Consider the following 14,423-nt stretch of genomic DNA (forward strand, 5'->3'; position numbering starts at 1 on the left):
TCACCTTTCCTTTCCGAAGAGGCCCGCGGGTCGAATCACCAGCACGGCCACCATGAGCAGGAACACCACGGTGGAAGACGCCTCTGGATAGATGACTTTTGTCAAACCTTCGATCACGCCAAGCCCGAGGCCCGTGAGGATCGAGCCCATGATCGAGCCCATTCCGCCGATCACGACGACGGCAAAAACCGTGATGATCAAGTTCTGCCCCATCAGGGGCGAGACTTGCATGATGGGCGCGGCGAGCACCCCCGCAAGCGCCGCCAGAGCCACGCCAAAGGCGTAGGTCAGGGTGATCATCAAGGGCACGTTGATACCGAAGGCTTGTACCAACTTGGGGTTCTCGGTGCCCGCCCGCAGATACGCACCCAGCCTCGTGCGCTCGATCACGAACCATGTTCCGAAGCATGCAGCCAGAGATGCGACGACGACCCATGCGCGGTAGTTCGGAAGGATCATGAAACCCAGGTCGGTTGCACCCGTCAGCAGATCGGGCGTCTGGTACGACAAGCCCGATACACCGTAGATCGAGCGAAGCACGCCCTCCATCAAGAGCGTCAAACCCAGGGTCAGCAGCAGGCCATACAAGTGATCCAGCTTGTAGATCCACTGCAGAAGCGAACGCTCGATCAGGACCCCGATCAGTGCCGCCGCCACGGGCGCTGCGAGCAGCATTGGCCAGTAGCCGATGCCGAGGTAGTTGCCCCCCATCCAGGTGAGCATCGCGCCCAACATGAAGAACGCACCGTGCGCAAAGTTGATCACGTTGAGGAGGCCGAAAATCACGGCCAGCCCCAGGCTGAGAATGGCGTAGAACGAGCCGTTGACGAGGCCCAGCAACAGCTGGCTCAGCAAGGCGGGCAACGGAATGTCGAACAGGGACATGGTGTTTACTCGGTACTTTCGAGACGTCAGACGCCCAGCAGTTCGTTGAGGATCGGCATCTTCGCGTTGAGATCGCTCGCGTTGAACGCCTCGACCATGCGGCCGTGCTCCATCACGTAGAAGCGGTCCGCGAGCGGGGCCGCGAAGCGGAAGTTCTGTTCGACCATCACCACCGTGTAGCCCTTGCCACGCAGGGTCTGGATCATGCGGGCCAGCGCCTGCACGATCACCGGCGCAAGCCCTTCGGATATCTCGTCCAGCAGCAGCAGCCGCGCACCCGTGCGCAAGATGCGCGCAACGGCAAGCATCTGCTGCTCACCACCCGACAGGCGCGTGCCCTGGCTGTGGCGTCGATCGGCCAGGTTCGGAAACATGTCATAGATCTCTTCTATCGACATGCCCTCGCCAACGCCTTTGAGCTTCGGCGGAAGGAGCAAGTTTTCCTCGCAAGACAGGCTGGAAAATATGCCTCTTTCTTCCGGGCAATAACCGATTCCGTGATGGGCGATGCGGTGTGTGGCCATCGAGATGGTCTCGACGCCATGGACCTTGATGCTGCCCTTGCGCGTGCCCGTGAGGCCGAGCACTGCGCGCATCGTCGAGGTTCTGCCCGCGCCATTGCGGCCCAACAACGTAACAACTTCGCCCGGCTGCACGATCATGTCCACGCCATGCAATACGTGCGATTCGCCGTACCAGGCCTGCAGGCCCTTGATTTCAAGTGCGGGTATCGCCATCAGTGAGCCCCTTGCAACGGATCATTGGTGGTTCCCATATAGGCTTCCATCACCATCGGGTTCTTCGAAACTTCCGTGTAGGGCCCTTCGGCGAGCACAGCGCCACGTTGAAGCACGGTGATCGTGTCGGCTATGGTCGAGACCACGCTCATGTTGTGTTCCACCATCAAAATGGTGCGGCCGGCCGATACCCGCTTGATGAGTTCGGCGACGCGGTGCACATCCTCGTGACCCATGCCCTGCGTCGGTTCATCGAGCAGCATCAGCTCGGGGTCCATGGCAAGCGTGGTGGCGATCTCCAGAGCGCGTTTTCGGCCATATGGAAGGTTCACTGTCAGTTCGTTCGCCACGTCGTTAAGGCCGACTTCGGCCAGTAGCGCGATGGCTCGGTCGTTGAGGGGTGCGAGTGTCTTCTCGCTTTTCCAGAAGTGATACGACGTACCAAGTGCGCGCTGTAGGCCAAGGCGCACATTCTCGAGCGGGGTGAGATGGGGGAAAACGGCGGAGATCTGAAACGAACGGATGATGCCGCGCCGAGCGATTTGCGCCGGTCGTTCCCCGGTGATGTCCTGACCGTTGAACAGGATGGCGCCCGAAGTCGGCTCCAGGAACTTGGTCAGCAGGTTGAAGCAGGTCGTCTTGCCAGCCCCGTTGGGCCCGATCAGCGCATGGATGGATCCCCGTACAACCGAGAGATCCACCTTGCTGACAGCGGTGAAGCCCTTGAACTCCTTGCTGAGCTGGTGAGTCTGGAGGATTAGGTCGGCAGAGTCATGCATGGGTGGCCGATCGGGCTGCAGGTGCGCAGCATTGGAGGTAACGAACATGTCCGCTGGGGAGGGGGACGGAAGCGTGTTGCCGCGCACAGCTCTCGATGCGTGCGCGTTTCGCGTCCGCCAGGGGCGTGGCCTTGCGGTCGGTCAGGTTCACATGGACGGTGAGTTGCTCGAAGGTCGCAGCGACCCGGTTGCGCGCGTCGTCCAGCATCTCGCAAAGCACGAGCAGTCGAACGCGGTCCACCTGCAACACGCGCATCCGGATCCGCAACGCATCCGCCTGCTTCAGTTCTGATTGATATTGCACGTGCGCGCCCACCACGAAGATTCCGCATCCGGACTCTCGCGTGTGCGTGCGACCGACACCGATCGCCTCCATGAGGTTGAAGCTCTCGTCCACGAACACACTGAAGTAGCGGCTTGCGTTCATATGTCCGTATAAATCGATCCATTCTGGTTTTACGGTGAGAAGCCCAGAGTGAAGCAACGGTTCGTGCGCCGCCATCATCATGGCGAACCGGCTGGCTGCTGGAGCCAGTCTGGCGCATGGTTGATTCCCTGTGTCGTCCAGCCGCCATCCACAACGAGCGTCTGCCCTGTCATGTACAGGGCGTTGTCGCCCGCAAGGAAGCTGACCGCACTGGCGATCTCCGCTGGCTCTGCAAGACGGCCCATGGGCACGCGCTCCAGCATCCAGTCCTGGTTCAAAGAACCGTTGGCTATGGCGTCTTCGACAATCGCGGTACGAGTGAAACCTGGCGCAACCGCGTTGACCCTTATGCGGTGACCAGCCGTCTCGACGGCCAAGCAGCGTACCAGTCCGACGATGCCTGCCTTGGCGGCGGTGTACGGTCCGCGGCCTGGCAAGCCAACAAAGGCGGCCGTGGATGCGATACCGGTGATGCTACCTCCACGGCCCTGCTTGATCATGCGCGGAATGGCTTGCGATGCGCACAGAAACAGGCCGTCGAGATGCGTTCGCAAAACGGAAGACCAATCTTCGTAGCTCATCTGCCCACATAACGCTGAGCGCTGCACCCCCGCGTTGTGAACCACCGTATCAATGCCGGCACCCGCCCGATCGATCTCAGCGAAAGCGCTCGCCACTTCCTGCTCATTCGAGACATCCGCATCAAGATAGACGACATCTTCTCGTGACGCTTGTGGCGGCACACGGTCAAGTGAGTAGACCTTCGACCCCGATCGCTGTAGCGCGACGACGATGGCGTCACCAATGCCCCTTGCACCGCCAGTGACCAAGGCGACTCTCTGGGTGTTGTTCATGAATCTTCCAGTACGGATGTTTCTCAGGCGCAGGTGAAGCCACCGTCAACCGGCAATGCAACGCCTGTTACGTAAGACGCGTCGTCCGATGCTAGCCAGAGCGCTGCTTTGGCGATCTCAATGGCGTCGGCGACACGTCCCATAGGAATGGATGCAATGTGAGCGGCTCTGTTGCGCTCCATCGCCTCCGTGTCCACCCCGCGGCCCATGGCGTGCGGCAGCATGGCGGTTTCCGTCAATCCGGGACAGATCGCATTCACCCGGATGCCATCCGGTCCGTGCGCGATCGCCAACGAGCGCGCCATGCCCACCAGCGCGTGTTTGGTAATGGCATACACCGGGCTCTTACGCGATCCCACAAGGCCCGAGATGGACGAGGTGAAGATCATCGATCCTCCCCCGCTGTGCTTCATTTGTGTAATGGCCATTCCTGCCATCAAGACATTGGCAGTGAGATTAAGGTCCATCGCGCTGGCATACGCCTTTTCATCGAGTTGCTCGATACCTGCTGGCCCGACCACGCCTGCGTTGCCCCAGAAGATATGAAGCCCGCCGAGCAGGCCGACACTTTGCTGGAGCGCCTGTCGGCAGGCCTGCGCGTTGCTCAGGTCGACCTGGAGCACCTCGATCGTGAGCCCCTGCATCGCCGCTTCGGTTTTGAGCGCGTCTAGTGCTTGTTGATCGCGGTCAATGGCGACTACGTGGGCTCCGTGCTCGGCAAACAGCAGGGAGCCACTGCGGCCGATGCCGGAAGCCGCGCCGGTGATCACGGCCAGTTTTCCTTGCAGACGCATGGTGTTCTATCCAGAAGAGTTTGGAGGCAGCCACAGCCCGTTCGCACATGCGGACGGGCTGAGGGAGCATGTTGAGGATGCTTACTTCTTGACCAACGGACAGGTCGATTCAGCCAGGGGTGAAAACGCTTTGTCGCCAGGAACGACAGCGACCTGTTTGAGGTAGTCCCATGGCTTTTTGGATTCGGCTTGAGTCTTCACTTCGTACAGATAGAAGTCGTGGATCATCTGCCCATCAGCGCGGATAACGCCCTTCGCGTACATGTCATCGATCTTCATTTTCTTGAGCTCGGCCATAACCTTGTCCGCGTTGTCCGTACCAGCGGCTTGCACCGCCTTGAGGTAGCTCAATGTGGCCGAATAGTCCGCAGCTTGGAGGCTGTTCGGCATGCGCTTCATCTTGTCAAAGTAACGTCCAGCAAACTTTCGCGATGCATCGCTCTGATCCCAGTACCATGCCTCGGAGAGCAACAGACCTTGCGAATTGGCCAAACCAAGGCTGTCGATATTCCCCACGAACATGAGCAGGCCAGCCAGCTTCATGGATTTGGTGAGACCGAATTCCTTGGCGCCCTTGATCGCGTTCAGCGTGTCACTTCCCGAAGATGCCAGGCCCAGCACCTGCGCCTTCGATGACTGGGCCTGAAGCAGGAAAGACGAGAAATCGGAGGCGTTGATGGGATGGCGGACCTTGCCCGACACGGTACCGCCATTGGCGGCCACTACCTTGGCGGCCTCGTTTTCCAGCGAATGCCCGAACGTGTAGTCGGTGGTGAGGAAGTACCAGGACTTTCCGCCTCCTGCCACGACAGCTGATCCGAGCGTACGTGCCACCGCCGTCGTGTTGTATGCGTATTGCACCGTGTAGGGCGTGCATTCCTCGTTCGTGAACCCGGTGGCGCCCGCCGAGACAACCATGAACACGAACTTCTTCTCAGGAACCATCTTGTTGATCGACAGCATAGCGGCGGAGTTGGCACCGCCCACAAGCATGTCCAGCCCCTGCGTATCGGCCCATTCGCGTGCTTTGGCGGAGGCAATGTCGGCCTTGTTCTGATGGTCTGCGGCGACCACGTCGATGGGCTTGCCAAGGACCGTTCCACCGAAATCGGCCACAGCCATCCGGATGGCCTCCAGCCCACCCGGACCATCGTTGTCTGCGAAGGGCCCTGACAGGTCGGACACGAAGCCGATGCGGACCTTGTCGTTGGAGATCTGCGCGTGCGCTGCTGACGTCGCCGCCAGTGCAACCGCGCTCAGGGCGAGGGTCAGGAACTGAGTCTTCATGGCGTGTCTCCGGTTGTGGTTTGGAAGGCCTGAATGATTGCTCATTCATTTTTCTAGGTCAACATAAAAATGAACACAAAGTCATTTTTAATGGAAAACCCCTAGTTCTTCAAACCTGCTAGCCATGAAAACCCACGATCTTGAGTTTTTTCGACTCTTCGAAAATATTCATTAAATGACTGATCATTCATTTTTCTCTTGACACGCAGCACCCCATCGAACGACACTTCGACCGCCACGAGCCTGGGACTTCCTCCCCGGCCATGTGGCGCAGGTGCCGGTCCAAGGCCGGTCTGGAACACCCCTCAGCGCCGCCGCCCCTGTCGGCGCGAACAAGGAGCATCAATGGCGTCAAGTAGCAAAGGTCCACTCGCCGCGGTGGTAGGCATAGGCGAGGTACCGACTGGAAAATTCGCGGATCGCAGCGCGCTCGAGGCAGCTTCATCAGTCGCGCGGATGGCAGTGCGTGACAGCGGCATCGACAAGTCGGAAATCGACGTGATCATGCCGACCGGATCGATCTTCAGCCGCGACTTCAACAGTGACCTGATCTTTGGCCGGCTGGTCGAGGAACTCGGTCTCAACGGCTCGGTCCATTCCAACCTGCAAGTCATGGCGGGCGGTGCGAGCGGCAGCACATTGCTCAAGACCGCCTCAGCCATGGTGAAGTCGGGCATGGCCAGGAATGTGCTGTGCCTCCATGCGGACCGGCTGGGTTCCGGCCTGCCCATTGACCAGGCCATCAACGTTTTCTCCACCCTCGGCATCCCCGAAGAGTGGGAGCGACCGTTTGGTCAACATTTCAGTTCGATCGCCGCGCTCATCACACGTCGGTACATGCACGAGACTGGCACTACGGAAGAGCAGATCTCCGCCGTGTGTGTGGCCTTGCGTAAGTGGGCGGAACTCAACCCCAACGCCATGTATAGGAAGCCGCTAACGGTGGAAGAGGTCATGGCCTCAAAGGTGCTCTCAGATCCCTTGCACGCGAAGCAGTCCAACGTGCTGGCGGACGGGGCATCCGCTTTCGTGGTGACCTCGGCCGAGCGCGCTGCAGACGTCACCGACACGCCCTGCTATGTGCTCGGCGTGGGCGGGCGTGTCACGCACTATTCGCTCGCTCAAGAAGCGGATATGACACGATTCGGCTACGCGGCCGCTGGCGCGGACGCCTACGCTATGGCCGGCGTCTCCGCAAAGGACGTCAAGGTTGCAGAGATCTATGACTCCTACCCGGTCTTCAACCTTATCGCACTTGAAGAGCTGGGGTTGGTGGAGCGGGGAAGCGCTGGCGCTTTCGTGGCCGCGGGCCACACGTGGCCTGGCGGCAAGCTTCCCATGACAACCAATGGGGGCATGCTGTCGCAGGGGCACAGTGGAGCGGGCGGCGGAGTCGCCGTCATGGTTGAAGCTGTGCGTCAGGTCATGGGCAAGGCGGGAACGCGCCAGGTACCCGATGCAGATGTGGTGCTGGAAACCAGCACAGGGGGCTCCTACATGGATGCCCAGGTCGTCATTCTTGGTCGCGAGGTGCGTTAATCATGAGCATTCTGAAACCCTACTTCGATGGCCTGATCGAGCGCCGCTTGCTGATTCCGTACTGCAAGTCCTGCGGCAAGCCGCACTTCTACCCACGCCACGCGTGCCCGTCCTGCTGGGGCGAGGAGTACGACTGGAAAGACGCCTCCGGTAACGCGCGCATCGGAACCCATACGCGCGTTCTGGCCAATCCACCCAGTGCGTTCGAGCCCTTGCTGCCATTCGAAATCGCCATCGTCGAACTCGAGGAAGGTGTCAGCATGCTGACAAACATCGTGGGGGGCGGCACGGTGAGCGTGGACGCTAAAGTGTCGCTCGAGTTCATCGAACGCAACGGTCAGTCACTGCCAGTTTTCCGTCTGACGAACGGAACCTGACGCCTCCAGAACAACGGTCAAAACCGCCATGGAACAAGTAGCCATCTACAACGACTGGATCGAACACCACGGGAGGTTTCGACCTCAACACCGCGCACTGGTGGATGATGCCAAGGGAACTTCCGTGAGTTTCGTCGAGTTGAACCGGCGCGTGGGTGCCCTGGCGGCTGCGCTGCAAAGCCGGTTTGATGTGCAGCGGGGGGATCGCGTGGTGTTGGTGTCGAAGAGCTGTTCGGAGGCATTCGAGCTGCAATTCGCGTGTGCGCGAGTGGGCGCCATCTTCGTTCCCACTAACTGGCGATTGAGTGCCGATGAGCTCCAATGGATCGTCGCCGACTGCGGGCCGAAGGCAGTGTTCCATGACGCGGAGTTCAAGCACCTGATCACCGGCAGCCAGCCGTCAGTGGAAATCAGTGTCGATGCTAGCCCGAATTCTCCCTACGAGGTTCTGGCGCGCAGCGGCGCATCGGTGGTTGCACATCGCATGCAGGGGGAGGACATCTGGATGATCCTCTACACCTCCGGCACTACAGGACGTCCCAAGGGCGCCATGCTGTCTTACCGGATGATGCACGTCAACGTGCTGAATTGGCTCAGCCCAACCCGCATCACGGATAGGTCAGTGTTCCTGTGCGCGATGCCAACCTTTCACACGGGAGGTCTCAATTGCTATTCGAACCCGGTCCTGTACGCGGGGGGCACTGTTGTCATTCAGCGAGACTATGAACCCTCACGTGCGCTGGCGTTGATGGCAGACAAGTCCGTCGGCATCACCCACTTCTTCGGCACACCAACTCACTATTCGATGCTCACGCAAGTCCCGGACTTTGCGCACACGCCACTACCGACGCTGGAGATTGCAGGCATGGGTGGATCTCCAAGTTCCAACGCCCTGATCCGCGACCTGGTGGCGACGGGCCTTCCGTTGCAACCTGCGTATGGGATGACTGAAATCGGGCCCGCCATCTTCGTCACAGAGATACACGATGTCGCGCGCAAGATTGGAAGTTGCGGACATCCCACCCTCCACACCGAGATTAAGGTTGTGGACGAGCAAGGCGGTGCTTGCGCGGTTGACCAGGCGGGAGAACTGTATGTTCGCGGCCCGGTGTGCATGTCAGGGTACTGGAATAATGCGGAGGCCACCCGCAATTCCTTCGATGACGGTTGGTTCAAGACCGGTGACGGTGCCCGCATTGACGAGGACGGCTATGTGCATATCGTGGACCGCCTGAAGGACATGTTCATCTCCGGGGGCGAGAACGTCTATCCTGCCGAAATCGAACGCGTCCTTGGAGATCACCCGGCTGTGCTTCTCTCTGCGGTGATCGGCGTTGCAGACGAGCGATGGGGAGAGGTGGGCGCCGCCTACGTGGTGCTGAAGGACAGTGCGCAAGCCTCGGAAACCGAGCTGCGGGCTCATTGCACATTGCGGCTTGCCAAGTACAAGGTGCCGAAGAGCATCACCCTTGTTCCCGACTTGCCCCGCAACGCATCCGGAAAGATACTGAAGCGGGCGATCAAACTGGGCACCTGACTCCGGTTGGGTAAAATTCTCCAGCGGGCATGACGCTCGGTCATGAAAGGCCATGCCAGCGATGCTCTCTGCATACTCGTCGCAGGGCTTCAAGCAATCAAGAGTCCCTTACTCCCGGAGCCGTTGATCCCGAGCCGATGCCAAACTCACTGATTCAAGTCAAGCGATCCAGAGGCGATAAGCAAGAGCACACCCGCCGTGCGCTGCTTGAGGCCGCACTCAGTGTGGTCGGCGAGGAGGGTTACGCGCTGGCCACAGTGAGCAAGATGACGGCACGCGCCAATATTGCCAACGGAACCTTCTATAACTACTTCAAGAATCAGCAAGATATCTTCGACCAGCTGCTTCCGTTTCTGGGCGAGCGCCTGATGGCACATATTCGCGCCAAGCTCGACCCTCAACTCACGGGCGCCGCGCGTGAACGGGCTAGGTTCATTGCGTACTTCGACTTCTGTCGGCGCAATCCCGGCTTCCTTCGTATTCTTAATGAAGCGGAGATCTTTGCACCAGCCGCCTACCACCGCCACGTGGTTGCAATGTATGAGGGGTATCTGAAATCTCTAGAGCGCAGCTCGGAGCGCGACGAGATTCGGAGCTATTCAAGAGAAGAACTTGGTCCGATGGTGTTCATGCTGATGGGCATCCGAAGTTACATGACCATGCTGTTCCAGTACAAATACATAGATCGATCCTCTTTGTCGGTGGATGCTTTGGCAGACATCTACGAGAAGTTCGTTAGCAGCGGACTGTTTTCGGTTGCGGCGAGCGAGCGAAGCTCCAACGCGTTGACGAAAAGCGGCGGTCAGTAGCAGACAGAGTTGCAAGCGCAAGAATGCGTTTGCAGCGAGCAACGCGCGCCAGACATGGGAGGCTGGAGGCGGGTCGTGGCTGCGCGCCTAACGATCTTGCGAGCAGCCTCAAGAGGTTCTTAGCTTCACGCCGGAAGTCCCGTCGCAATAACTTTGGCAGCGAAGTAAGCTAGTCGCATCAATTTTGACTCGAGCTGGGTCAGCCCTGTGGCACGAGGTCTTGTAATTCCTTGATTTTCCGGATGCGGCAGAGCAACTACTCTGGCGCCCTACGGGGGCACTATGCAGGCTGACTTTCCCACCTTGCTACGCAGGCCCTCGTTTGATCGATGGCAGGCGAGGACGGAGGAACACCTTCATGGCCACCGCGAGGACTACGAAGTGCGCCAAGCCGGCGAGGTATGGGTCGTCTTCGCCAAAGCCCAGGGGGTGGTCGTTTACGCTGGTCCCGGCCCGGTTGAAGCCCTCCGGTCACCAGCGCCGTTTTGAAGAGTGCCGCGCACTCAAGAGGAGACGATTATGGACAAGCTATCGAACTTGCCGCGAATCCTCCCGGCAACAGAATGTCTCGGTAGAAGCACACTGCGTCCATCACTACCATCCTTGCTGCCGAGATGCGAGCACGTGTGTGGCAGCGGGGCACTTCGGATTTTCTGCGCGCTTAGACCAGCGTCGCTCATACCCCGAAAAGTTTGTCGTCCTGGGAGAGCTCGATGATCGTGTTTTCCTCAAGAAACGTGTCGCTAATGCCAGGCAGCTTGTCTCGGATTGCCGCGAGGATCAACTGCCCATCCATCAAGTTCGCCGTGGTCAGGAGCTGGCTAAGCTGGTTGCCATGGATAGACTCAATCCCATCATGACAAACGAAGGTTGGAAAATTGATACCGGCCTGGCGAAGGAACTTGATGTACGAAATGTCGAACGCTGCGGTCTGGGACGCCTTCTTCCCTGCGCCAACATTGGCTCCGACCGCGGTCAGCGAGAACACGATGGTGCCGTTTTTGTCGTCGAACGTCAGCAGATACTCTTCTCCATAAAGTTCTTTGGAAAGCGTGGTGAAGAACGTGTTGAAGAGTGCGACGCGTTGGGTCAACTCGGCCTTCCGATCCTCGATGGTCTGCCTCGTCGCCTCCAGCCGTCTATCGATCTCTTCTTGATGAGCTCGAAGCGTCTGGATTGCGTCCAAGCCCGCTTCTAGGCCGCCGATCTGCTTGAGTTTGTCATGCAAATCAGCTCTCTCCTCCAGAGCCACCTCGAAAGCACGGGTCTGGTGGAGCGCTGAAACCAGGTCTGCTTCTTGCACCTGCAACGCTGCCAGCTCCTGCTGCCCCGCTGCCGCCTTTCCATTCAGCTCGTCCAACTGCCGCTGAAGGAAGCGTTCTTTGCGTCCACGCAGGTTGGCGACGAAGGTCGCGAGTTCTTCCCAATCGTGTTGTAGCTTGTCGTGGTACTTGCCGGCCTCGGAATAGATGGACTTGACCGCGACATAGTCGATATCGTCATAGTCGTGCCTCAGAGTGGCGATAGCCGAGTTGATTGACGCGATTTCGCCTTCGACGCGACCCAGTGCAGCACCGACGGCTGCGGCACGAACGCGAATGTCAGAAACCAAGTTCGCCGCGGCGGAAATCTCTGGTACTTCCCCGCGCAGCACCATGAGGGCTTGGGCCTGTTCCACCTCGCGCCGCAGGTGGAGCAGCAACTGTTCGATCTCACCTTCTTTGCGTGCACGCGTTGCAGCCGCCAAGTCGCGCACGATCTCGTTGCGCTTGGCTGCCAGCGTTGCCCGTTCTTCCAGCACTTCGACATTGAAGAATCCGAACAGGAATAGGTGGACGGCCTCGTACGCCACACTACTCCCGTAACCGCCAAGAAACTTCAGGGTCTTGCTCATCTGGTCGGACGAGGACCTGACAAACTTTGGAGCGAGCTGGCGTAAGCTCGGCTTCTTCCCTGAGGTGCCAAAAAGGATGTTCTTCACTTGATCACGGTATGCCGTGATGGACTCGTAGGTGACGTCGTCTATGGAGAAGAGTCCAACCTGCTTCTTTTGACCCGCGCGCTTGAAGGAACGCCGAAGTGAGTGGGTGCCACGCTCCGGATCGGAGACCACAAGCTCGATGTACACCGATGGTGTGCTATGAAGAAACTCATAGACGTCCTGATTGTTCCCTCTGAACTCAGCGTCTTGCCAGATCTCGTCGCCGTCCGAGCCAAGGCAATAGTCGATAAGTCTTAACACCGTCGTCTTACCAACGTTGTTGCCGCTCTCAGTCCCGGACGCCGTCGGCTTGTCGAGGATGAGATTCAAACCGCCCTTGAAAAGGATGCTGCGAAGGACCTCATTGCCACGCGAGATCGTGAGAGAAACTAGTTGCATTTCTGGAGTGCCCCGGTCTCGTCCAGTCGAACTGCGTCAATGAGGTACAGCCACGCCGCCGCTGCGACGACCTGGGTTGGTGAGATAGGACGTTTCGTAAGGAGGCTCATTTGATCTTGGAGGCTTGGCAGGTCCAGCTTGCTGGCTGGGGCTTGCGAAAGAGCCTGGAGCGCCATGGCGCCGAGGTAGTAGCCGCAGTTCCACGGACTCTGTTCACGCGGTAGCAGCATCGGCGGGCCTTTCGAGTACTTGGCATTCGATGACAGCGTCGGCAACGATCAAGCTAATTGCCAGGTCGGCTGTCTCCTGCATGACGGAACTAGCTAGCGCCGCGGCCTGAAAGTCGGCCGTCATTTCGGAAATCACCGCCTGCACGAGGGCTACCGCATTCTTCCGGGCAAAGTCGTGCGCTTGGGTATGGTGCACCCCATTCAAATCGCATAATCTGTGCAACACGCTGTGGTACGCGACAGCTGCGCGGCGCCGCACCATGCGCCCGGCGTCGTCGTTGCGTTGTTCGATCCCGCGGTAAGCTGATTCAAGAACGCCAATGTGCTTGAGATAGTCAGTGATGAAGGGATGCGCTGGCGGGAAGTCGTTGTAGGCCAGCTTCTCGTCGATCTCAGGTGGCAATAAACGCCTTGGCGCGTCGCCGTAACTCGACCAGTCCTCGGAAAACTTCGCAACGACGCGAGAAAGATAGGAAGGCAACTGCCGGGCGACCTGCTGCTGCACAGCTAGAGTGAGGGTCGTCGCGGTGATGTTGAGAATTGAGCCGTTGTTGTCGCCGGCAACTGCTACGCTGCCTTTGTCTGCGGTGGCGGCTGGTGCTGCCGGCACCAAGCCGCCCAGCCTAGCGATGAACTGGCCAGGCGATGGAACCAACGACCGTTTGTCGCTAGCACCGCCTTGGTCGTTGCTCATTTGGCCGCAAGGTGGAACGCGTGCCAGATGGTCACGCCGATGCCAATCAATTCAACAACGATCGCCACCCAGGTCAGCCAGTGCGTTTCGTGCGGCGCCAGCGGCGGTGCGCCCAGGTTCACGTTAGTGATCGAACCCTTGTTGCTGCCGCCGACGGCGACGGAACCGCCGCTGGCTTCAACTCGAACACTTCTCGATCCAGCACGGCGGCCCGTCAAGAAGAGCACCACGCCCAGCAACATCAATGCAAGTCCCACATACAGTTCCACGTGCCTGTCCTCCTCCGTACCAGTTCTCGATCACGATGCGCACTGCTTGCAATTGGCATCCGCACCTTGCTGTGCGCCGGTCAGCGGCGGCATCGGTCCGCGATTGTCTCTCAAACATTACCTGCTCCAAAGCCATATCCCGAAGAGCGTGATCCAGATCACACTCTGCATAGGAATTGCTCGCAAGCAGCGAAGCCAAGGACCGGCCGATCCACTGTCGTGTGACGGACGTTGCTGACATAGCGCACTTGTCATCGCCGGGATGACAGGAGCGCCACATCAACCACTCGCGCAGAGCAATCTCTACTCTGCTCAATAAGCCAAAAAAGCGCTTGACTACATTTCGATGCGCAATCCGCTCTGGAGTCCGGAAACGATGGCAGCCCTCGCCCGCCGATCACTCGCACGGGGAAGGACGCAGACAGCGTGGGCTGTCCAATGCGCACCTCCACTTCAAGGCCGTGCTTCTTGGCAAAGACTTTCATCTTGGCCAGCTCGTCCTTGGCCAGCTGGGCAATCTCGGGCTGCTCCACCCCGGTGTTGGAGTGAACCACCAGGATGGGCATCGGCTGCTCGCCCTGCTCTTTCATCTCACGTGCCGTGTTCAGCACCAGGTTGGCCAGAGAGGATGAGTCCTTGCCACTGGAGAACGCTATGACGGGGGCCAGGCCCTTTGCCATGACGCTTCTGATGCGACGCATCGCGCGCATCACAGGGGTTTCCCTGCGCAGTGGAATGACGCCGCCCATGGCCTGTCCTGCTGGCTGGTCTGGTGCCGCATTGGGCTGTTCGAACAGTTCGCTTTGCATGGTTGTGTCCCATGAA

The 14,423-nt window shown here is 59.2% G+C and carries 16 protein-coding genes; 4 read left to right on the forward strand and 12 right to left on the reverse strand.

All coding sequences use genetic code 11. The annotated features are described in order from the left end of the window. The 7 genes from K5880_RS09800 to K5880_RS09830 form a co-directional block, all read right to left on the reverse strand. Positions 1-885 carry a branched-chain amino acid ABC transporter permease gene (locus K5880_RS09800; protein ID WP_297651219.1) on the reverse strand — a complete coding sequence of 295 codons (885 nt, stop codon included), beginning with the start codon at positions 883-885 and terminating at the stop codon, positions 1-3. 26 nt (positions 886-911) lie between these two features. Beyond that, entirely contained in the window at positions 912-1,622 is a 711-nt protein-coding gene (locus K5880_RS09805) for an ABC transporter ATP-binding protein (RefSeq protein WP_297651221.1), read from the reverse strand. Then, positions 1,622-2,401, reverse strand: coding sequence for an ABC transporter ATP-binding protein (locus tag K5880_RS09810; protein WP_297651223.1), 780 nt, complete (start codon positions 2,399-2,401; stop codon positions 1,622-1,624). The genes K5880_RS09805 and K5880_RS09810 overlap by 1 nt, the downstream gene beginning before the upstream one ends. Further along, positions 2,394-2,909, reverse strand: a complete 516-nt coding sequence (locus K5880_RS09815; RefSeq protein WP_297651225.1) for a thioesterase family protein — start codon at positions 2,907-2,909, stop codon at positions 2,394-2,396. Before K5880_RS09815 ends, K5880_RS09810 begins: the two co-directional genes overlap by 8 nt. Next, positions 2,906-3,682 carry an SDR family NAD(P)-dependent oxidoreductase gene (locus K5880_RS09820; RefSeq protein WP_297651227.1) on the reverse strand — a complete coding sequence of 259 codons (777 nt, stop codon included), beginning with the start codon at positions 3,680-3,682 and terminating at the stop codon, positions 2,906-2,908. The genes K5880_RS09815 and K5880_RS09820 overlap by 4 nt, the downstream gene beginning before the upstream one ends. 23 nt (positions 3,683-3,705) lie before the next feature. Further along, entirely contained in the window at positions 3,706-4,476 is a 771-nt protein-coding gene (locus K5880_RS09825) for an SDR family oxidoreductase (protein ID WP_297651230.1), read from the reverse strand. An 81-nt stretch (positions 4,477-4,557) separates the two neighbouring features. Further along, positions 4,558-5,763, reverse strand: coding sequence for an ABC transporter substrate-binding protein (locus tag K5880_RS09830; protein ID WP_297651231.1), 1,206 nt, complete (start codon positions 5,761-5,763; stop codon positions 4,558-4,560). A 456-nt stretch (positions 5,764-6,219) separates the two neighbouring features. Here K5880_RS09830 and K5880_RS09835 point away from each other — a divergent pair, with 456 nt between their 5' ends. From K5880_RS09835 to K5880_RS09850, 4 genes are all read left to right on the forward strand, one after another. After that, complete coding sequence (locus tag K5880_RS09835; protein WP_297651233.1) at positions 6,220-7,302, forward strand: thiolase family protein; 1,083 nt, start codon at positions 6,220-6,222, stop codon at positions 7,300-7,302. Positions 7,303-7,304: 2 nt separating this feature from the next. Beyond that, positions 7,305-7,679 (forward strand): zinc ribbon domain-containing protein, encoded by a 375-nt coding sequence (locus K5880_RS09840; protein ID WP_297651235.1) that lies wholly within the window; start codon positions 7,305-7,307, stop codon positions 7,677-7,679. A 28-nt stretch (positions 7,680-7,707) separates the two neighbouring features. Further along, entirely contained in the window at positions 7,708-9,216 is a 1,509-nt protein-coding gene (locus K5880_RS09845; protein ID WP_297651237.1) for a long-chain fatty acid--CoA ligase, read from the forward strand. Positions 9,217-9,353: 137 nt separating this feature from the next. Further along, positions 9,354-10,025, forward strand: coding sequence for a TetR/AcrR family transcriptional regulator (locus K5880_RS09850; RefSeq protein WP_297651239.1), 672 nt, complete (start codon positions 9,354-9,356; stop codon positions 10,023-10,025). Positions 10,026-10,701: 676 nt separating this feature from the next. Here K5880_RS09850 and K5880_RS09855 read toward each other — a convergent pair. The 5 genes from K5880_RS09855 to K5880_RS09870 all read right to left on the reverse strand — a co-directional run bounded on the left by K5880_RS09855 (position 10,702) and on the right by K5880_RS09870 (position 14,407). Beyond that, positions 10,702-12,336 (reverse strand): DUF2326 domain-containing protein, encoded by a 1,635-nt coding sequence (locus tag K5880_RS09855; protein WP_297651241.1) that lies wholly within the window; start codon positions 12,334-12,336, stop codon positions 10,702-10,704. A 59-nt stretch (positions 12,337-12,395) separates the two neighbouring features. Next, positions 12,396-12,635: an ABC-three component system middle component 6 gene (locus tag K5880_RS23145; protein WP_366882788.1), complete on the reverse strand. Its 240-nt coding sequence runs from the start codon at positions 12,633-12,635 to the stop codon at positions 12,396-12,398. Next, positions 12,619-13,329, reverse strand: coding sequence for a hypothetical protein (locus tag K5880_RS09860; protein ID WP_297651243.1), 711 nt, complete (start codon positions 13,327-13,329; stop codon positions 12,619-12,621). Before K5880_RS09860 ends, K5880_RS23145 begins: the two co-directional genes overlap by 17 nt. Continuing rightward, positions 13,326-13,598: a hypothetical protein gene (locus tag K5880_RS09865; protein WP_297651245.1), complete on the reverse strand. Its 273-nt coding sequence runs from the start codon at positions 13,596-13,598 to the stop codon at positions 13,326-13,328. Before K5880_RS09865 ends, K5880_RS09860 begins: the two co-directional genes overlap by 4 nt. Positions 13,599-13,849: 251 nt before the next feature. After that, positions 13,850-14,407, reverse strand: coding sequence for a hypothetical protein (locus K5880_RS09870; protein ID WP_297651247.1), 558 nt, complete (start codon positions 14,405-14,407; stop codon positions 13,850-13,852). Positions 14,408-14,423: the final 16 nt, after the last annotated feature.

Origin of the sequence: Hydrogenophaga sp. (genome assembly GCF_025699295.1) — a bacterium.
Taxonomy (GTDB): Bacteria; Pseudomonadota; Gammaproteobacteria; order Burkholderiales; family Burkholderiaceae_C; genus Hydrogenophaga.